Here is a 20248-nt window from a genome sequence, read left to right as displayed (position 1 = left end):
GGCTCGTCATTTTTCGAGGAGGTCGGGCTGGCCGAGCAGCTCATTGATTGCGGCGAGGAACAGCGCCCCCCGGTGACCGTCGCTGGCGCGGTGATCACCGGCGAGGGTCGCCTGTACGGTCGGGACGATACGGATTCCGTTGTTGATCACGCGGACCCGTTGAGCGGGCTTGCCGAACCCGACGATGGCCACCTGCGGCGGGTAGATCACGCCGAACACGCTGTCGACGCCCTGGTCTCCGAGGTTGGTGACGGTGATGGTGGGGTCCGACATCTCCGAACTGCGCAGCGAGAAGGAACGCGCCCGGGCCACCAGGTCGGTCAGGTCGTCCATCAGCTCGTCGAGCTTCTTCTCGGGAACGTCGTGGATCGCGGGCGCGACGAGGCCGCCGCCGCGCAGCGAGATGCCGACGCCCACGTGCACCCCCGTCGCGGGCTCGAAGCCGTCTTCGCGCCAGAACCCGTTGAACTCGCCGAACTTCTGGGCGGCCAGGCCGACGGCCTTGAGCAGCAGCACCGCCGGCAGCACGCGTTCGTCGATGGAGCGCTGGGCGTTTCGCTCGGTCAGCCAGGCCAGCGATGTCTCGAGGACGATCTCGTCGGCGAGGTAGTAGTGCGGGATCTCGCGCTTCGACCGGCTCATCGCCGCGGCGATCGACTTGCGCATCTGCGCGCCGCGCTCGGCCGCCGACGGCTTGGTGCCGGCCGGCTTGGCGGCGGGTTGGGCGGCCGGTTTCGCGGCGGCCGCGTGTTCGACGTCGTTGATGGTCACCGCACCCTGGGGGCCGGTGCCGGTCACCGAGTCGATGTCGACGCCCAGGCTGGTGGCCAGGCGGCGGGCGGCCGGTGACACCCAGCGGCGCCGCGCCTGCGGTGCGGGCGCGGGGGCCGCGGGTGCGGGTGCCACGGGTGCCGACGCCGGCGTCTTGGCGGGCTCACGGCGCTCGTGGGTCGTGGCCGTCGCCTGCTCGCCCGGGGCCAGCAGGGTCGCCAACGGCGTTCCCACCTGGACGGTTTCACCGACCGGGACCAGGAGCTCACCGACCGTGCCCTCGTGCCAGCATTCGACCTCGACCGCGGCCTTGGTGGTCTCGACGACCGCGACGACCTGGCCGCGGGTGACCGTGTCGCCCGGCTTGATCAGCCATTCGTCGAGGGTGCCCTCGTCCATGTCGGAACCCAGGGAGGGCATGGTGAATTCGATCACGGCCGGTCACCGAAGAGGCCCTGCACGGCCGCGACGATCGCGGCGGTCTGGGGGAGGGCGGCCTGCTCGAGGTGCTTGGCGTAGGGCATCGGAACCTCGGCGCTGCACACCCGGGCGACGGGGGCGTCCAGATCGTAGAACGCGCCCTCCATCACCCGGGCGGTGACCTCGGCCGCCAAACTGCCGCTGCGCCAGGCCTCGTCGACGACGACCGCGCGGTGCGTCTTGCGGACGGAATCGAGGACGGTGCCGTCGTCGAGCGGGCGCAGCACCCGCAGGTCGATGACCTCGCAGTCGATTCCCGCCAGGGAAAGCTCGTTGGCCGCGTCGAGAGCCTTCCACAGGGACCCGCCGTAGGTCACCACGGTGACGTCGTTGCCGCTGCGCCGGATCGCCGCCCGCGAGATGTCGGTGGGGGCAAGGGCCTCGATGTCGGCCGAGGTGTTGTACAGCTGGACGTGCTCGAAGATGACGACCGGATCCGGGTCGGCCAGCGCCGGCCCCAGCATGCCGTAGGCGTCCTCGACGGTGGCCGGGGCGAGCACCTTGATGCCGGGGATGTGGGCGTACCACGGCTCGAGGCTGTGCGAGTGCTGGGCGGCGAGCTGGCGCCCGGCCCCGGTCGCCATCCGGACGACGAGGGGAACGGAAAACTGTCCCCCGGACATATGACGAAGCGCCGCAGCGGTATTCACGATCTGGTCGAGCGCCAGCAGGCTGAAGTTCACGGTCATGACTTCGACGATCGGCCGCAGCCCGTTGAGCGCCGCGCCGATCCCGACGCCGACGAAGCCCAGCTCCGACAGGGGCGTGTCCCGCACGCGCTCGGGGCCGAACTCCTCGAGCAGTCCCTTGGACGCGGCGTACGTGCCGCCGTAGCGCCCGACGTCCTCGCCCATCAGTACGACGCGCGGGTCGTCGCGCAGGGCGTCGCGCATGGCGTCGTGGACGGCGGTCCGGTACGTGGTCTTCATCGCGGGGCCTCCGCCGACCCGTTTGCGGGCGTCAGCACGTCGCGCTCGAGATCCGCGGCGTCCTCCCAGGTTCCGGCCTCGGCGAAGGCCACCGCCTCGTCGATCTCGGCGACGGCCGCCTCCTCGATCGCCCGGACGTCGGCCTCGGACAGCGCGCCGTCGCGCAGGCACTGCTCGGTGAACGCGCGGATCGGGTCGCGCTCGCGCCACCGCGCCACCTCGTCCTTGTCGCGGTACAGCTCCGGGTCGAACATCGAGTGCGCCCGGAAACGGTATGTGCGGAACTCGATGAAGAAGGGCCCGCCGGTGTCGCGGACGCGGTCGACGCCCTCCTGGGCGGCGGTGTGACAGGCCTCGACGTCCATCCCGTCGACGGCCAGCGTGGGAACGTTGTACGACGCCGCCTTGACGGTGAGGTCGGTCTGCGACTGGGCGCGGTCGAGCGCGGTGCCCATCGCGTAAAGGTTGTTCTCGCAACAGAACAACACCGGCAGGTTCCACAGCGCGGCCAGGTTCAGCGACTCGTGGAAGGCGCCCTCGGCCACCGCGCCGTCGCCGAAATAGCACGCGGTGACCCGCTTCTGCCGCAGCATGGCGTCCGCCAGCGCGATGCCCACCGCGAGCGGCAGGCCCCCGGCGACGATCGCGTTGCCGCCGTAGAACCGCTTGGCCGCGTCGAAGAGGTGCATCGACCCGCCCCGGCCGCGCGAGCAGCCCTCCTGCTTGCCGAACATCTCGGCCATGATCGAGGTCATCGGGATGCCGCGCAGCAGCGCGTGCGCGTGCTCGCGGTAGGTGGCGACCACGGCGTCGTCGTCGGCCAGCGCCCGCAGCGACCCGGCGGCGACGGCCTCCTCGCCGACGTAGAGGTGCAGGAAGCCGCGAATCTTGGCCGCGCTGTACAGCTCCGCGCACTTCTCCTCCATGCGGCGCACCCGCACCATGTCGGAGAGCAACTCGTGCGCCAACTTGGTATCGCTCACGATGGCACCCCTTCCGCGCGGGCCGGCTGCCGCTCGATGGTCGAGGTGTCGCCCTCGGGCAGCCCGAGTTCCCGGGCCTTCAGCAGCCGCCGCATGATCTTGCCGCTGCTGGTGTGCGGCAGCGTGTCGACGAACTCGATCTCCTTGGGCGCCACGGTGGCTCCCAGTCGCTTGCGGGCGTGGCCCAGCAATTCCAGGCGCAGGTCTTCGTCGGCGACGACGCCGTCCTTCAGCGTGACGAACGCCTTGACCACCTCGCCGACGGTCGGGTCGGGCTTGCCGATCACCGCGGCCTCGGCCACCGCGGGGTGATCGGTGAGCGCGCTCTCGACCTCGAACGGGCCGATCAGGTGCCCGGCGGACTTGATCACGTCGTCCTTGCGCCCGACGAACCAGAAGTAGCCGTCGGCGTCCCTCGTCGCGAGGTCACCGGTGAGGTAGAGCCCGTCGGCGAAGCAGTTGCGGTAGCGCTCCTCGGCGTTGAGGTAGCCGCGGAACATCGACGGCCAGCCCGGCTTGAGCGCAAGCTCGCCCTCGACCCCGGGCTCGTCGACGACTTCCGTTGTGCCGTCGTCGTTCTGGTGGACGATGCAGGCCTCCACCCCGGGCAGCGGGCGCCCCATCGAGCCGGGCTTGATGTCGAACGCGGGCGTGTTGGCGATCATGATGCCGCCCGTCTCCGTCTGCCACCAGTTGTCGTGGATCGGCAGGCCCAGCACGCGCTTTCCCCACCAGACCGCCTCGGGGTTGAGCGGCTCGCCGACGCTCGCAACGAACCGCAGGCGTGGAAACCGGTATCGCGCAGGCAGTTCGGGCCCCGCCTTGATCAGCATGCGGATGGCGGTCGGCGCGGTGTACCACACCGACACCGCCTGGTCCTGCAGGATCCGGTACCACCGCTCGGCGTCGAAGTCGGCCTCGTCGACGATGGAGGTGACGCCGTGCAGCAGCGGGCTGATGATCCCGTAGGACGTGCCGGTCACCCACCCGGGATCCGCTGTGCACCAGTAGGTGTCGTCGGGGTGCAGGTCGAGGGCGTACAGGCCGGTGACGTAGTGCATGGCGACGGCGCCGTGAACGTGCATGGCGCCCTTGGGTGTTCCGGTGGTGCCGCTGGTGAAGTGCAGCAACGCCGGGTCGTCGGGCGTGGTGGGCTCGATGTCCGCGGTGTCCTCGGCCGCGTCCATCCAGCGCCAGAAGCTCAGCGTCCCGTCCGGCGGGTCGCCGGCGTTGTCGTCGTCATCGACGATGAAGACGTGCCGCACCGACGGCAGCCGGTCGCGCACCTTGGCGATCTTGCGCCGGTAGAGCGCCCGGGTCGTCACCAGCACGTCGGCCCGGCCGAGGTTGACCCGGGTGGCGATGGGCTCGGGGCCGAAGGCCGAGAACAACGGGGAGACGACGCTGCCGTTGCGCAGCGCGCCCAGCATCGCGATGTAGAGCGCGGAAGTGCGGCCCAGGATCGTGAACACCTTGTCGCCCTTGTTGATGCCGAGCGAGCGCAGCACATAGGTGAAGCGCGCGGCGAGCCGGGCCAGCTCCGCGTAGCTGAGGTCTCGCGTCGTGATGGCCCCGTCCCACGCCTCGTCGGCCACGAACCGCAGCGCCGTGCGGGTCGCGGCCGGGCCCGCGGCCTGCCGGTCGAGGGCGGCGTACGCGATGTTGCAGCGGCCGGGCCCCATGCCCGCACACAACTCGGGCATGTCGGACCACCGGAACTGCGCGCGGGTGCGCTCGTAGTCCGTGAGGTTGGGCCGGATGGCGAGGTCGTGCGCCGTCTTGTGGATGACGTCCATGGGCATCCCGTCCCGGTTCTCTCGCGTGGGGCCTTCATCGTTTGCCCGGCCCACGACACCGCAATAGAGACGAAAGTCACCAGTGTCGAGCCCAATGTCGCCGGCCCGGGGACCAAGGACTCTGGCGGTCCGGGCCGGCGTGCGGCGAGGGTCGAATCGGACGGAGAGGCGGCAAGCGATGACCCAGACCGTGGTCGACACCAACGTGATCAAGAGCGCGGTGGAACTGGCGTGCCGGGCACCCTCGCTGCACAACAGCCAACCCTGGCGCTGGGTGGCCGGCCCCGCCGGCGTCGACCTGTTCGTCGACCCGGAACGCTTCGTGGAGTCCATCGACGACTCGGGCCGGCAGGCGATCATCAGCTGCGGGGCGGTGCTCGACCACTTCCGGGTCGCGATGGCCGCCGCCGGCTGGGAGACCGCCGTCGACCGGTTCCCGAACCCGAACAACCGCGACCACCTCGCCTCGGTCGACTTCGCCCCGGCCGACTACGTGGCGGCGGCCCGACGCGACCGCGCCGAAGCGATCTCGCGGCGCCGGACGGACCGGCGCCCGTTCCGCGCGCCGAGGGACTGGGCGGCGTTCGAGCCGTTGCTGCGCCGCGCATTCGGCGCAGATCTGGCGACCCTCGAGGTGCTCGGCGACGAGGCGCGGCCCCGCCTGGTCGAGGCGTCGCGCCTGACCGAGGCGTTGCGCCGCTACGACGACGTCTACCACGAGGAGCTGGGCTGGTGGACCGCGCCGGCGCGGCGCGCGGACGGGATACCCGAAGGCGCGTTGCCGTCGGAGTCCCAGAACGCCGCCGTCGAGCTCAACCGCCGTTTCCCGGGCGAGGCCCGCACCGGAAGCGCTGCGGGCGGCGGCCATGACGAGGCGAAAATCGTCGTCTTGTCGACGGCCGGGGACACCCGGGCGGACGCCCTGGATTGCGGTCAGGCCCTCTCGGCGGTGCTGCTGGAATGCACGATGGCGGGCCTGGCCAGCTGCACGGTGACACACCTGACGGAAGTCGGGGCCGCCCGCGACGTCATCCGCTCCCTGCTGCCCGGCTCCGCGGCGGTGCCGCAGGCCCTGGTCCGGGTGGGCGTCGAGCCGGCCACCAAGCGGCCCCCGGAGCCCACTCCGCGGCGGCCCGTGCGCGAGGTGCTGGCGATCAGGCACTGAAACCGTTTGTCTTGATTCAGGATTGGAGCGTGGTCGATGAAGGCCCACGTGGGTGACTGGCTGGTGATCAAGAGCGGCACGCTCGGGCACCCGGACATGCGGGGCTTGGTCACCGCGGTGCGCTCGCCGGACGGTGAGCCGCCGTTCCAGGTCCGGTGGCTCACCACCGGTGAGGAGACGACCGTCTTCCCGGGACCCGACGCGATCGTCGTCACCGCCGCCGAACAGCGGGCCGCCGACGAGCGGGCGCGGTCGCGGTTCGCCGCGGTCCAGGCGGCCATCCGGTCGCGCCAGGGCCGGCAGGAGGCCGAAAGCCGCTGACGCGACGAACGACCCGCGACCGCGGGACTTCCGTCCCTATCGGCGATCGCCGCGCTGCTGTTCGGATGGACGGGTCGAAAGCCACATCGGAGGTATCACCATGACCAGCGCAGCCGACACCGCCCGAAGGTCACCGCGGCGCGTCTTCTCCGACCGGGGCGAGGCCGGCCGGGTGCTGGCCGACCTGCTCGGCGCCTACCGCAACCGCGGCGACGTCATCGTCCTGGGCCTGGCGCGCGGCGGAATACCCGTGGCGTGGGAGGTGGCCGCGGCGTTGCGCGCGCCGCTCGACGCCTTCATCGTCCGCAAGCTCGGCGCGCCGGGTCACGAGGAATTCGCGGTCGGGGCGCTCGCGAGCGGCGGCCGGGTGGTGATCAACGACGACGTCGTGCGGGGGCTGGGCATCGGTCCGGAAAAGCTGCGCGCCATCGCCGAGCGCGAGGGCCGGGAGCTGGTCCGGCGCGAGGCCGCCTACCGCGGCGGCCGCCCGCCCCTCGACGTGACCGGCAAGACGGTCATCCTCGTCGACGACGGATTGGCAACCGGGGCAAGCATGTTCGCGGCCGTGCAGGCGCTGCGCGAGGCCACGCCGGCGGCCATCGTGATCGCGGTGCCGGCGGCCCCCGAGTCCACCTGCCGCGAATTCGCCGGGCTGGTCGACGACGTCGTGTGCGCCAGCATGCCCACCCCGTTCCTCGCCGTCGGCGAGTCGTTCTGGGACTTCCGGCAGGTCGGCGACGAGGAGGTCCGCCAGCTGCTGGCCACCCCCACCACCGGCGCGCCGGCGGCGCCCCCGGCGCGCACGCCGGCCGAGGTGATCGCCGCCGTCGCAATCGACTCGCCCGGCGGCGTCCCGCCGCGCGAGGCGCTCGAGGAGCTGATCGGCGACGCGCGGGTGGTGCTGATCGGCGAAAGTTCGCACGGCACACACGAGTTCTACGAGTCGCGGGCCGCCATCACCAAGTGGCTGATCGAGGAGAAGGGCTTCTGCGCCGTCGCCGCGGAGGCCGACTGGCCCGACGCGTACCGGGTGAACCGTTACGTCCGCGGGCTCGGCGACGACACCGGCGCCGACGAGGCGTTGAGCGGCTTCGAGCGCTTCCCGGCGTGGATGTGGCGCAACACCGTCATGCTCGACTTCGTCGGCTGGCTGCGCGACCACAATCTGCGCTCGGGCGCCAAGTCCCAGGCCGGCTTCTACGGCCTGGACCTGTACAGCCTGCACCGCTCGATGCACGAAGTGATCAGCTACCTCGACAAGGTCGACCCCAGGGCGGCCGGGCGTGCGCGGCAACGCTATTCGTGCTTCGACCACGCCTCGGCCGACGACGGCCAGGCCTACGGCTACTCGGCGGCGTTCGGCGCCGGGCCCTCCTGCGAACGCCAGGCGGTCGATCAACTCGTCGAGATCCAGCGCAACGCCCTGGCCTACGCCCGGCGCGACGGGCTGCTGGCCGAGGACGAACTGTTCTACGCCGAGCAGAACGCCCAAACGGTCCGCGACGCGGAGGTGTACTACCGCGCGATGTTCAGCGGGCGCGTCACATCCTGGAACCTGCGCGACAAGCACATGGCGCACACCCTCGAGGCGCTGCTCGCGCACCTGGACCGCCATCACGACGCGCCGTCCGCGCGAATCGTCGTGTGGGCCCACAACTCTCACGTCGGCGACGCGCGGGCGACCGAGGTGTGGGCCGACGGCCAGCTCACGCTGGGCCAGCTCGCCCGGCAGCGGTTCGGCGCGGAGTCCCGGCTCATCGGGTTCAGCACGTACACGGGGACCGTGACCGCGGCCAGCGACTGGGGCGGGATCGCCGAGCGCAAGGCCGTCCGCCCCGCGCTGGCCGGCAGCATCGAGGAACTGCTGCACGAGACGGGCAACGGCGCGTTCATGGTGTCGGCGGCCCTGACCCCGGAGGCCGGCGAGCCGCTGAGCGCCGTTCGCCTGGGCCGCGCCATCGGCGTGATCTACCGGCCCGAGACCGAGCGGCAGAGCCACTACTTCCACGTCCGGCCCGCCGACCAGTTCGACGCGATGATCCACATCGACCGCACCCGCGCGCTGGAGCCGCTCGAGGTGACCAGCGTGTGGATCGCCGGCGAGACCCCGGAAACCTACCCCAGCGGCCTCTAGCACGTGTGAGTGAGCGACCATGAACAACCCGGTGGACCCGGCCGCGAGCCGGCCGCAGATCGTCACGTTGACCATGAACCCGGCGCTCGACATCACCACCAGCGTCGACGTCGTCCGCCCGACCCGGAAGCTTCGGTGCTCGGCGACCCGGTACGACCCGGGCGGCGGGGGGATCAACGTCGCCCGGATCGCGCACGTCCTCGGCGGGTCGGTGTTCGCGGTGTTTCCCGCGGGCGGCTCCCACGGCGGCCACGTGACGAGGCTGCTCAGCGACGCCGGCGTGCCCTTCGCGGAAATCCCGATCCGCGACGCGACGCGCGAAAGCTTCACCGTGAACGAGACGAGCACCGGCGAGCAGTACCGGTTCGTCCTGCCGGGGCCACACCTCACCGCGCGGGAGCAGGAGCGGTGCCTGCAGGAGCTGCGCATCGCGGCACGCTCCGCCGAACTGGTGGTGGCCAGCGGCAGCCTGCCACCCGGCGTTCCGACCGACTTCTACGGGCGCGTCGCCGAGATGTGCCGGGGGCTGGGCGCCCGCCTGATCCTCGACACCTCCGGCGGCGGCCTGCGGGAGGTGTCGTCCGGGGTCTTCCTGCTCAAGGCCAGCGTGCGGGAGCTCGGCGAGTGCGTCGGGCGCGCGCTCGACACCGAGGAGGACCAGCTGGCCGCCGCCCGCGAGCTCGTCGACGGCGGCCGCGCGGAGGCGGTGCTGGTGTCGCTGGGCTCGGCGGGCGCGCTGCTCGCGACACGCCAGGGCAGCCAGCGCTTCGCGGCCATCCCGATGCCCGACGGCAGCGGCGTCGGCGCAGGTGACGCGATGGTCGCCGCGATCGCGGTGGCCCTCACCCGGGGATGGACCCTGGCGAAGTCCGTGGCCTTCGGCATCGCCGCCGGTGCCGCGATGCTGATGACCCCCGGCACGGCGGCCTGCGAGCGCTCCGACACCGAGGAGCTGTTCGAGCTCGTCGCCCCACCGGAAGAGATCCCCGGCCTCGCCGACGTCGGGACGAACGGCATTCCAGGAGGGGCCTAACGACCCCTTCGCGCCGTGCACCGGCAGCAATAACCTGACAACGACGATGACCGATCAGGAGCCGACATGAGTGAGCTGGACGCCAAGTCGGTGGTCGTTGGCGTCAACGGCTCCCGCGCCGCGGTGAACGCCGCCAAGTGGGCGGTCGACGAGGCGGTGGGCCGCCAGCTGCCGCTGCGCCTGGTGTACGTGGTCGCTCGCCGCGAGGCGCACGACGCCCCGAACCCGCCGTCGGACTGGGAGATCGAGCGCGGCGAGATGGCGCTGGCCCAGGCGGAGAGCGCGGTGCGCAGCGAACACAAGCCCGTCGAGGTCGACACGGCGATCCTCTCGGGGGATCCGGCGCAGGTGCTGGTCGACGAGTCGCTGGCCGCGGCCATGGTGTGTGTGGGAACCGCCCGGCGGGGCTGGGCCTGCGACGGGCTGCTCGGCCCCACCGCCGCCGGACTGGTGGCGCGGGCGCACTGCCCGGTCGCGGTCATCCGCACCAACCCCGACGGATCCCCGACGGATCTGGGCGTGATCGCCGTGGTCCTCAACGACGAGCCGGACAACGACGAAGTCGTCCACCAGGCCATGGAGCAGGGGCGCCGCCGCCACGCCATCGTGCGGCAGATCGACCGGCGATTGAACAGCTGGGTGCGGCGGTACCCGGACGTCGCCGTCCAGACCGTCGCGGCGGGCACGGGCGTGCGGGCGGGCGGGCCGGCCGGCAGCGCCATCGAACTGGCCGTCGTGGGCAGCGTCGACGCCGAAGCGATGGCCGGCCTGGCCACGCCGAACTGCCACCCCATCGTGGGTTATCCCGACTGCTCGGTGCTCGTCGTCCGGCATTGACCAGGCACTGAGTAGGCATGAGCGCCCACCCGCAGCCCGTCATCGCCGGCATCGACGGTTCCAAGGGCGCCATCCGGGCGGCCCTCTGGGCGGTCGACGAGGCGGTCAGTCGCGACGTCCCGCTGCGCCTGCTCTACGCGGTGGAGCCGGGGGACACCCGGCAGGCCGCGGACACGGCGATCGCCCAGGCCCGCACCGCCGTGCTGGCCCGCAAAAAGCCGGTGACGCCGGTCGAGCTGGAGACCGAGGTGTGCCACGAGCCGGCGGTCGCGTCGCTGATCCGCGCCTCGGCCTCGGCGGCCATGGTCTGCGTGGGGGCCGTCGGCTTGCGCCACTTCCGCCGGGGCCGCGTCGGTTCCACCGCCGCGGCGCTCGTGGTGTCGGCGCGCTGCCCGGTGGCGATCATCAGGGGTCGCGACGACCACCCGCCCGCGCCGACCGGCGCGGTAGTCGTCGAGGTGGACGGATCCCCCGACAGCGGGGTCCTGCTGAGCGCCGCCGTCGAGGAGGCCAAGCTGCGCGGCGCCACGGTGGAGGCGATCGTGTGCCGGCGGACCGTCACCGACGACGGCCTGGCCGACACCGAGAGCGACCGGCGGGCGCTGGCCGACCTGGATCGGCGGCTCTCGACGTGGAAGCGGCGCGACCCCGGGCTGCGGGTCGAGACGGCGGCCGTACACGGCACCCTGCTCGAGTACGTGGCCGACCACCGCCGGTCGGTGGGGCTGGTAGTCGTCGGCTGCCACAACAGGCAGCACGTGGGCGAACTCGTCGGGCCGGCGGGCAGCGCCATCCTGCAGGACGCCGGATGCTCGCTGCTCATCATCAATCGGCAACATCTGTGAGCCCGAGCCGGTCGTGAACCTGCGCCATCATGAAGATGTGGGATATTGAGTCGGTTGAGCGGTGACTCGCGTCGCCCGGCGGGGAGGAAGGGCTCGTCATGGTGAAGGTGTTCCTGGTCGACGACCACGAGGTCGTTCGGCGCGGTCTGGCGGACCTCCTCGCGTCGGACCCGGAGCTGGAGATCGTCGGCGAGGCCGGATCGGTCTCAGAAGCGAAGGCGAGGATCCCGGCGCTGCAGCCCGACGTCGCCGTACTCGACGTGCGTCTGCCGGACGGAAACGGCATCGAGCTGTGCAGGGACCTGGTGTCGGACCACCCCGACCTGCGCTGCCTGATGCTCACGTCGTTCACCTCTGACGAGGCGATGCTCGAGGCGATTCTCGCCGGCGCCAGCGGCTACGTCGTCAAGGACATCAAGGGGATGGAGCTCGCGCACGCCATCAAGGAGGTCGGCGCCGGCAAATCCCTGCTCGACAACCGGGCGGCCGCCGCGCTCATGGCCAAGCTGCGCGGCGCGGCGGAACGCGAGGACCCCCTGTCGGGCCTCACCGAGCAGGAGCGCACGCTGCTCGGCCTGCTCAGCGAGGGCCTGACCAACCGGCAGATCGCTTCCCGGATGTTCCTCGCCGAGAAGACGGTCAAGAACTACGTGTCGCGTCTGCTGGCCAAGCTCGGCATGGAGCGGCGCACCCAGGCGGCGGTGTTCGCCTCAAGGCTCGACCAGCAGCCTGGCCAGCACAAATCAACGCCGGAGGCGCCGCCGGACTGACCGGCAAGCCCGCCGACCCCGCGCCGACCATGTTGGGCAGCGCGGCCGGACGGGTCTAAGCTGGTGTGTGGTCTTTCGCTTCGTGTCCTGCACGCTTCGCACAACGCAAGAGGCCACCGCCCTCAACCTTCGTGGAGGTAACGGTCGGGTGACCGCCGACGATAGGGGCTCGGCTTTCGCCGGCCTCGGCCAACGCGGGCTGGTGAGCAGGATGCACGCTCAGCTCGACGAACTGCTGGCGGCGCGCGACCAAATGGAGCAGCTGCTCGGCGTCTTCATCCAGATCGGCTCGGACCTCGACCTCGACGCGACGCTGCGCCGGATCGTCGCCGCGGCCCGCGAACTCACTAACGCGCCGTACGGCGCGCTGGCCGTCCGCGACCCCGACGGCAACCTGATCTCGTTCGTGCACGAGGGCATGGACGACGAGACGGTCCAGCGCATCGGGCACCTGCCCGTCGGCAAGGGCCTGCTCAGCCTCTCGATCTTCGACGAGCCTGCCGTGCGGATGGACAACCTGGCGGATCACCCCGCCTCCGCAGGATTCCCGGAGCACCACCCCCCGATGCGAGCCTTCCTCTCGGTGCCCATCACGATCCGCGGCAAAGTGTTCGGGAATATCTACCTGACCCACGTCGACCCGCAGCGGACGTTCTCCGAGTCGGACGAGATGGCGGCCCGCGCGCTGGCGTTCGCGGCCGCGGCGGCCATCGACAACGCGCAGCTGTTCCTGCGCGAGCGCACCGCCGGGAAGTGGCTGGAGGCCAGCCGCGAGATCACCACGGCCCTGCTGTCCAGCGCCGCGCCGCACCGCCGTCCCCTGCAGTTGATCGCCGAGAGCGCCCGCGTCCTGACCGACGCCGAGCAGGCGATCGTGCTGGTGCCGGCCGAGGCCGACGTGCCCGACGACGAGGTCGACACGCTCGTCGTGTCCGCCGCCGTGGGCCTGCACGCCGACCAGGTGCTGGGGCAGCGCGTCCCGGTGGACGGGTCCACCACGGGCGGCGTCTTCCGCTCCGGCGAGCCGTTGATCACCGAGTCGATGCGCTACCCGATCGAGGCGTTCACCGACGTGGGCCAGCGCCCCGCCATCGTCATGCCTCTGCGCGCCGACGACCACGTCGCGGGGGTCATCGCGATCGCCCGCGCCGCCGACCAGCCGCCGTTCAGCGAGGATTACCTCGACCTGGTGAGCGATTTCGCCACGCACGCCGCGATAGCGCTCGTGCTGGCCTCGGCCCGCGAGGACTCCCGGCAGCTGACCATCCTCGCCGAGCGCGAGCGCATCGCCCACGACCTGCACGACCACGTCATCCAGCGGTTGTTCGCCGCCGGCATGGACCTGCAGGGCACGCTGGCCAGGTCGCGCTCGCCCGAGGTAGCCGACCGGCTCAACCGAACGCTCGACGACCTGCAGACGATCATCGAGGAGATCCGGACGACGATCTTCCAGCTCAAGTCCCCGCCCGGCAAGGACGTCGACTTCCGGCACCGGATCCAGCGGGTGATCGCCGATCTGACCCAGAACCGCGACATCGTGACCACCGTCCGCATGCACGGGCCGATGACCGCCGTCACCGGCGAGCTCGCCGACAACGCCGAGGCCGTCGCCACCGAAGCGATCAGCAACGCGCTTCGCCACTCCGGCGCGTCGCGCCTGACCGTCGACATCAACGTCGCCGACATGTTCGTCCTCGACATCTGCGACGACGGCCTGGGCATCCCCGCCGGCAACGCTCGGCACAGCGGCCTGGCCAACATGAAGCACCGCGCCGAACGGCTCGGCGGGACCTGCGAGATCACCGGTTCACCCGAGGGGGGCACCCGGGTGCACTGGGTGGCCCCGATCACCGACTGACCCCGCCCGGCCCACGTCCCCTGTGGGGACCATCGGCCGCCCCCCGGGGCCTAACGACTCTGCCGCAGAGCGCCGATCGTCGAATAGCGTCGCACGCATGAGCGATCAGGCGGTGGGGGCGGCGCAGCCGATCGCCCGGGCGCGGCTGATCGACGGCCGCGTGGTCTCGTTGCGGCGGCTGGACCGCGACGACGCAGAGGCCGTGCTGGCGCTGCATCAGCACCTCTCCGACTACGACCGCTACTTCCGGTTCTTCACGCTGCGGCCGGTCGACCTGCCGGAGCTGGTCGGCAGGCTCACCGACCCCGCCGACGGGCTGTACGCGCTGGGCGCCTTCGACGCCGGCCGGCTGATTGGCGTCGCGCACTACACCGTCGGCGACGACGACCCGGGCGCCGCCGAAGTCGCGGTCGTGGTGGCGCACGAGGACCACTCGCTGGGCGTGGGAACAGCGCTGCTCAAGCACCTCGCCCGGGCCGCACGGGAGCGCGGGATCGGGCGGTTCGTCGCCGACGTCCTCGGCGAGAACCACCTCATGCTGACGGTCTTCTTCGACCTGGGCTGGCCGTGTCAGCCCGCGGACGGCGGGCCGATTCGCCACCTCGTGATCGAGCTGCCCGACCGGATCTGATGGCAAAGGAGTGCGAAATGACCGACACCGCAAGCAAACACGGGGTGCTGGTGTGCGTCGACGGGTCGGCGGCGTCGGACGCTGCCGTGGCCTGGGGCGCCCGCGAGGCCGCCCTGCGCCGGCTGCCCATCACCTTGATGCACGCCGTCGCGCCGGTGGTGGTGGGCTGGCCGGTGGGCCAGCTCTACGCCGAGATGCCCGACTGGCAGCAGGACGAGGCGCGGCAGGTGGTCGACCGGGCGCGAAAGACGCTGAGCGCCAGCCTCGGTGACTCCGATCAGCCCGAGATCCGCGTCGCGACGGTCTATTCCGGCATCCTGCCCGCGCTGATCGAGGCGTCCAAGGACGCCTGGATGGTGGTGGCCGGGAGCGAGGGCATGGGCGCCCTGGGCCGCCTGCTGCTGGGCTCGGTGACGACGGGCCTCGTCCACCACGCGCACTGCCCGGTCGCGGTGATCCGTTCCGGCGACGGCGCGGCGACGCCCGATGCGGGTGCGCCGGTGCTGCTGGGCATTGACGGGTCCCCGGCGTCGGAGGCGGCGACCGCCCTGGCCTTCGAGGAGGCGTCGCGCCGCGGGGTGGACCTGCTGGCGCTGCACGTGTGGAGCGACGTCGGGGTGTTCCCGGTCCTGGGCATGGACTGGCGCGACCGCGAGAACGAGGGGCACGAGATCCTGGCCGAACGGCTGGCCGGGTGGCAAGAGGAGTACCCGGACGTGCACGTGCAGCGAATACTGCACTGCGACAAGCCATCCCACTGGCTGCTCCAGGAGTCCGAGCGGGCGCAGCTGGTCGTGGTCGGCAGCCACGGACGAGGCGGCTTCCCCGGGATGCTTCTGGGATCGGTCAGCTCCGCGGTGGCCCAGTCGGCCCGGGTGCCCGTGATCGTCGTCCGCCACGCGTAGCCGGTCGGCCTGCCGTCAGCCGCGCACCACCAACACCGAGCAGCCGCAGCGGCCGCCGAAGCGCTGACCCGTCGGGCCGACCATCCGGGCAACCTTGTCGGCGTCCGCCGTGCCGACCACAGCGAGCTGGATGCATTCTTGTGTGTGAGAGAGAAACTCGGCCGCCCCGTGCCGCGCAGCCGCCGGCATGACGTGGATCCCGGGGTAGCGTTCGACCCACGGGCCCAGCCGCTCGTCCAGCTGGCGGAAGGGGATCTCGCCGACGCCCCAGCGCCACACCCCCATCGCCAGGATCGGGGCCCCGCGCAGTTCCGCCTCGCGGAAACCGTGCGCGAGTACCGCGTCGTTGCCCCGGGAGTCGTCGACGACCACGGCGACCCACCCGGGATCGGTACCCCCGCCTTCGGGGGCCTCCCGGTCGGTGCGGACGATCGCGACCGGGCAGCGCGCCCTGCGGGCGACGGCGTCGGCGGTCGATCCGAGCACCCGGCGGGCCACCCGCCCGATCCCGACGGACCCGATGCACACCAGCGCCGCGCCGCCCGACTCCCCGACCAGGACGTCCTCGGGCGCACCGGGCACGATCGCGCATTCGACCTTGACCGGCTCGCCCAGGGCCGCGATCGCGGCATCCGAGGCGCGCAGCGACGTCTCGGCGTACTCGACGTCCAGGGGGTCGCCGCCGGACTCCCCTTGACGCTCGGGGACGGCGAAAACGAGCCTGATCGGGACGTTGAGGCCGACGGCCTCGGTGACCGCCCACTCGGCCGCGTTGATCGCGGCGTCCGAGCCGTCGATACCCACCACGATCCGCCCCGGTTCCTGATTCATCAGCGCCCTCCCGATCCGAAGAGTTGTTGCCGAATGTCGCCGCGATCAACACTATTGGGCCGCGCCTGCCGCCCGGCAGGGTCCTTCGGCCCCGCTTCGCCGGCGGGGGTCACCTCGGCGGTCACACGACCTGGGCGGTATGCCCGGGCAACAGGCGGTGCAGGCGGCCGCGGCACTCGACGAGGATCGGCTCGGCGTTGCCGGCCTCGGAGGTGAGCGCGCCGGACCGGCCGCTGATCGACAGGTGCAGGCGCTGGCCGCGGTAGACGAATGCGAACTCGATGGGCCCCAGGGCTTTGGGCCAGTGGGGGGCGAGCACCAACCGGTCGTCGCGGGTCTCGAGCCCGGTGAAGCACCGCTGCAGCAGGTCGATGCTGCCGGCCATCGCCGCCAGGTGGATCCCCTCCGAGGTGGTGCCGCCCTGGATGTCAACGATGTCGGAGGCCAGCACCTTCACGAAGTACCTCATGGCGTGATGCCGGTTGGCGCGGGCGATGACCCAGGAATGCACCAGCGAACTCAGCGTCGATCCGTCCGACGTGCGCGCGAGGTAGTAGTCGACCGTCTTCGGGATCTGCTCGGGCGGGAACCGGTAACCGAGCCTGCCCAAGATCCCGAGCAACTCCTCGGACGACAGCAGGTAGAACAGCATCAGCGCGTCGGCCTGCTTGGACGCCCGGTAGTTGTTGACGCTGTCGTTCTCGGCCTCGAGGATGCGGTCGAGCCGCTGGATGTTCCCGTAGCGCTGCCGGTAATGCTCCCAATCCAGCTCCGCCAGATCGGCATAGCCCTCGAACTGACTTATCACTCCGTCGTGGAAGGGGACGAACATCCGGCGCGTCACGTGGTCCCACCGGTCGAGCTCGTCGGGATCCAGGCCGATCTTGGCCACCAGGTCGAGCCGGTCGCGCAAGGGCAGCAGGTCCAGCGCGTCCATCGCCCGCATGATCACCCACACCGCCATCACGTTGGTGTAGGCGTTGTTGTCGATGCCGTCGTACTCCTTGCCCGGATAGCCCGAGTGGAATTCGTCGGGCCCGATGATCCCGCGGATCGTGTAGCGGCCGCGGCTGTCGTCGAAGGTGGCCAACCCGACCCAGAATCTGGCGACCTCGACGAGCATCTCGGCCCCGTAGTCGATGAGGAACTGGCGGTCACCGGTCACCTGATAGTGCTGCCACGCGTTGTACGCGACGGCCAGCCCGACGTGGTGCGCCCGCGCGCTGGCGTCCGGAACCCAGCGGCCCGACTGGGGATTGAGGTGTAGCTCCTGGCTGACCTCGCGCCCGTCGCTGCCCGACTGCCAGGGATACATCGCCCCCCGGTGGCCCGCCCGGCGCGCGGCCCGGCGCGCCTCGGGAAGCCGGCGGTAGCGGTAGAGCAGCAGTGAGCGGGACACGTTGGGCATGCGGAAGTTCAGGACCGGGGACACGAACAGGGAGTCCCAGAAGACGTGCCCGCGGTAGGCCTCGCCGTGCAGCCCGCGCGCCGGGACGCCGGCGTCGAGCTCGGCGGTGTGCGGCGAAATCGTCTGCAGCAGATGGACGAAATGCAGCCGCAGTACCTGCAGCGCGTCCTCGTTGTCGGCGAGGCCGATGTCGCACTGCTCCCACAACCGCCGCCAGGCGCGGACGTGCTGAGTGTGCAGCTCGGCGTAGCGGTCGGCCGCCTGAAGCTGTTGCAGCGCGGCGCTGGCCGGTTCGGAGATGGCGGCGTCGCGGCCGGTGAAGAGGGTGGCGATCTTCTCGCACGTGACGGTCCGTCCCGCCGACAACTCGACACGGATGTCGTGACCGCCCCGTCCGTCCTCGGTGACGGAAACGCACTCGGCCTCCGCCGGCTGGCCGGCCGGCCCCTCGTCGCGCCACACCGTGCTGCGCGCGGCCACCGCGACCGCGATCCGCGACTGCGAGGTCTGGGTTCGCAGCAGCACCGTGTCGGGCGCCAGGTCCTCGATGACCGTCTCGGTGAGGTGAGCGCTCGACAGCGACCGGTAGCGCTCGACCATGGTGTTCTGCACGGTCCCGTCCAGCAGGGACCTGAATTCCACTGAGCCCGACCAATTCTCGGCCGTGACCGCGGTCCGCATGGCCAGGATGTGCGGGTCGTGCATGGACGCGAACCGCTCCTGCGTGACGGCCGTGATCCTCCCGGAGCCGTCCCGAAACCGGAGCCTGCGGGTCAGCGTCGCGTTGCGCAGGTCGAAACTCTGCCGGTAGAACAACAATTCGGCCTCGTCCACGTGAAACCAGGGACCGCCGTCGACGCGGAAGGTCAGCGACAGCCAGTTCGGCAGGTTGACCAGGCTCTCGTTCTCGATCGTGCGGCCCGCGATCCGGTCGGACAGCTCGTTGTACACGCCCGCGGCGTACGTGCCCGGGTAATGCGACTCGGACGCCACCGCCTCCGGCGCGCAGCCACGGGTGGCGACGTAACCGTTGCCCACGGTGCACAGCGACTCGCGCAGCCGCTCGCTGGCGGGGTCATACCCCTCGTACACCAGTTCCCACGGGTGGCGCGGCTCGGCCGCCTGGCTCTCCAGGTCATGTGCCAGCCGCGTGATGAACGTGCAGACCGCGGAAGGGTTCTCCAGGCTGAGCGGCGCTGCTGAATAGCGGTCGCCGTCCTCGCGATGGCGGACGATGATCCCCACGCCGCCGAAGTGGATCGCACCGAACGCGTCCTCGTCGGTGATGTCGTCGCCGATGTAGATCGGCAGCGCCGCAGCGGAATTGGGCGGCTCCGCGGTGCCGTGGATGCGGTCGAGGAGCCAGTTGAGCGCCTTGCCCTTGTCCCAGTCGATGTCGGGGCGCAGCTCGACGATCTTGCGGCCGGTGGTGACCCGCAGTCCCTCGGAGCGTCCGAGCCGGCGCACGGTCGCGACCACCTTGTCGACCTCACCCGGGTCGGCGTTGCGGTAATGCACCGCGACCGCAAAGCGCTTGTGCTCCACCACTATTCCCGACATCGCGCCGAGCTCGTCGGCGAGCCGGCCCGCGGCGCGCGCCAGCGTCTCGGCGACGCCGGCGGCCGCGGCGTTCTCGTGATGGGTGCCGTCCGGTGCGGCCAGCTCGAAGCCGTGGCTGCCCGCGTACCACAAGCCCTCGACCTTGACGCGGTCGCGGACGTCGCCCAGGTCGCGACCGCTGATGACGGCGACCGGACACCGCGCGGCGAGCGCGGCCAGGCCGTCGGCCGCGCCCTCGACCAGCGTCGCGGCATCGGGCTGGTCGACGATCTCGGACAGGGTGCCGTCGAAGTCGAGGAAGACCACCGGTCGCCGGCTGCGCGCGAGCTCCTGCAGCTGGCTGTACACCTGCAGGGCGTCGGCGATCTCCGACATCGGGCTGCCCACGTTCCGCACGGTGATCTCGGCGAGGTCGGCGACGACGGTGTCGGCGCCGCCGGTCAGCAGGTCGTCGCCGCCTCCGTTGTGTTCGACGCCGACGACCAGGCGGAAGCCGCCGTCCCTGGCGGCGGCAGTGCCCGCCGGGTCGCACAACACGCTCACACAGCGAACGGGCCTGACGTCCAGCCGGTTCGCCGCGTCGGCCAACGCGGCCGCGTCGCGCCTGCCGACGCCGTCGACGATCGCGGTGACGAGGTCGTTGAGCCCGGCGGCGCGCACGACGGGCGCGCAGTCGCGGACGGTGGAATAGACGGCGGTGGCGATGCCGGCGTCGCGCAGGCGCCGCAGCAACGGGATGGTCGAATCCCGGGTCTCGACGGCGGCCGCGGGGGTGCCAGCTCCGGTCTCGTGGACCAGGCTGCAGAGCTTGAAGATCACCGCGTCGTGGTAGCGGCGGTCTATGGTCGCGGGCCATTCGGTCACCTTGTGACGATGAGCCCGGCGCACGCGACGGTCAATACTCTGCGGCGCAGGAAGGTCCGATGGCCATGCGGTTGGTGACTTAAGCCTCCTGAACGGCGCAAATCGGGCCAATAGCGTTGTGGGGTAA

16 protein-coding genes are annotated in these 20248 nt (G+C 71.3%); 10 read left to right on the top strand and 6 right to left on the bottom strand.

The genetic code is table 11. The features are described 5' to 3' along the window. Nucleotides 1-6: 6 nt before the first annotated feature. The 4 genes from GPY60_RS00215 to acsA are packed head-to-tail and all read right to left on the bottom strand — an operon-like array spanning nucleotide 7 to nucleotide 4959. Nucleotides 7-1206, bottom strand: coding sequence for a dihydrolipoamide acetyltransferase family protein (locus tag GPY60_RS00215; protein ID WP_156685558.1), 1200 nt, complete (start codon nucleotides 1204-1206; stop codon nucleotides 7-9). Then, a complete protein-coding gene (locus GPY60_RS00210) occupies nucleotides 1203-2180 on the bottom strand; it encodes an alpha-ketoacid dehydrogenase subunit beta (protein WP_156685557.1) in 978 nt (325 codons plus the stop codon). Before GPY60_RS00210 ends, GPY60_RS00215 begins: the two co-directional genes overlap by 4 nt. After that, the gene (gene pdhA / locus GPY60_RS00205) at nucleotides 2177-3163 is read right to left on the bottom strand and encodes a pyruvate dehydrogenase (acetyl-transferring) E1 component subunit alpha (RefSeq protein ID WP_156685556.1); all 987 of its coding nucleotides are present in this window, start codon (nucleotides 3161-3163) and stop codon (nucleotides 2177-2179) included. The genes GPY60_RS00210 and pdhA overlap by 4 nt, the downstream gene beginning before the upstream one ends. Next, nucleotides 3160-4959 carry an acetate--CoA ligase gene (gene acsA, locus GPY60_RS00200; RefSeq protein ID WP_156685555.1) on the bottom strand — a complete coding sequence of 600 codons (1800 nt, stop codon included), beginning with the start codon at nucleotides 4957-4959 and terminating at the stop codon, nucleotides 3160-3162. Before acsA ends, pdhA begins: the two co-directional genes overlap by 4 nt. A 178-nt stretch (nucleotides 4960-5137) precedes the next feature. On the opposite strand from acsA, the gene GPY60_RS00195 reads away from it, so the two are divergent. The 10 genes from GPY60_RS00195 to GPY60_RS00150 all read left to right on the top strand — a co-directional run bounded on the left by GPY60_RS00195 (nucleotide 5138) and on the right by GPY60_RS00150 (nucleotide 15458). Then, nucleotides 5138-6124: an Acg family FMN-binding oxidoreductase gene (locus tag GPY60_RS00195; RefSeq protein WP_156685554.1), complete on the top strand. Its 987-nt coding sequence runs from the start codon at nucleotides 5138-5140 to the stop codon at nucleotides 6122-6124. 36 nt (nucleotides 6125-6160) lie between these two features. After that, entirely contained in the window at nucleotides 6161-6445 is a 285-nt protein-coding gene (locus tag GPY60_RS00190) for a DUF1918 domain-containing protein (protein ID WP_156685553.1), read from the top strand. Between the two features lie 94 nt (nucleotides 6446-6539). Beyond that, entirely contained in the window at nucleotides 6540-8579 is a 2040-nt protein-coding gene (locus tag GPY60_RS00185) for an erythromycin esterase family protein (RefSeq protein ID WP_156685751.1), read from the top strand. A 19-nt stretch (nucleotides 8580-8598) separates the two neighbouring features. Next, nucleotides 8599-9612, top strand: coding sequence for a 1-phosphofructokinase family hexose kinase (locus GPY60_RS00180; RefSeq protein ID WP_156685552.1), 1014 nt, complete (start codon nucleotides 8599-8601; stop codon nucleotides 9610-9612). A 66-nt stretch (nucleotides 9613-9678) separates the two neighbouring features. After that, complete coding sequence (locus GPY60_RS00175; protein ID WP_156685551.1) at nucleotides 9679-10449, top strand: universal stress protein; 771 nt, start codon at nucleotides 9679-9681, stop codon at nucleotides 10447-10449. A 17-nt stretch (nucleotides 10450-10466) separates the two neighbouring features. Next, nucleotides 10467-11294 carry a universal stress protein gene (locus tag GPY60_RS00170; protein WP_156685550.1) on the top strand — a complete coding sequence of 276 codons (828 nt, stop codon included), beginning with the start codon at nucleotides 10467-10469 and terminating at the stop codon, nucleotides 11292-11294. Between the two features lie 98 nt (nucleotides 11295-11392). Further along, nucleotides 11393-12064, top strand: coding sequence for a hypoxia response regulator transcription factor DosR/DevR (gene dosR / locus GPY60_RS00165; RefSeq protein WP_156685549.1), 672 nt, complete (start codon nucleotides 11393-11395; stop codon nucleotides 12062-12064). A gap of 211 nt (nucleotides 12065-12275) precedes the next feature. Further along, nucleotides 12276-13922: a GAF domain-containing sensor histidine kinase gene (locus tag GPY60_RS00160; protein WP_197283495.1), complete on the top strand. Its 1647-nt coding sequence runs from the start codon at nucleotides 12276-12278 to the stop codon at nucleotides 13920-13922. 97 nt (nucleotides 13923-14019) lie between these two features. Next, nucleotides 14020-14553, top strand: coding sequence for a GNAT family N-acetyltransferase (locus tag GPY60_RS00155; protein ID WP_156685547.1), 534 nt, complete (start codon nucleotides 14020-14022; stop codon nucleotides 14551-14553). Between the two features lie 17 nt (nucleotides 14554-14570). Continuing rightward, nucleotides 14571-15458, top strand: a complete 888-nt coding sequence (locus GPY60_RS00150) for a universal stress protein (RefSeq protein WP_156685546.1) — start codon at nucleotides 14571-14573, stop codon at nucleotides 15456-15458. Nucleotides 15459-15473: 15 nt separating this feature from the next. On the opposite strand, the gene GPY60_RS00145 is transcribed toward GPY60_RS00150, so the two are convergent. Then, nucleotides 15474-16289 carry a universal stress protein gene (locus GPY60_RS00145; protein WP_156685545.1) on the bottom strand — a complete coding sequence of 272 codons (816 nt, stop codon included), beginning with the start codon at nucleotides 16287-16289 and terminating at the stop codon, nucleotides 15474-15476. Nucleotides 16290-16410: 121 nt separating this feature from the next. Further along, nucleotides 16411-20121, bottom strand: a complete 3711-nt coding sequence (gene otsB / locus GPY60_RS00140; protein ID WP_231639182.1) for a trehalose-phosphatase — start codon at nucleotides 20119-20121, stop codon at nucleotides 16411-16413. Nucleotides 20122-20248 lie beyond the last annotated feature (127 nt).

This window comes from Mycobacterium sp. Marseille-P9652 (assembly GCF_902652685.1).
GTDB lineage: Bacteria > Actinomycetota > Actinomycetes > Mycobacteriales > Mycobacteriaceae > Mycobacterium.
Note: the sequence above shows the minus strand (reverse complement) of the source record. Positions and strands in the feature narration are given on the sequence as shown.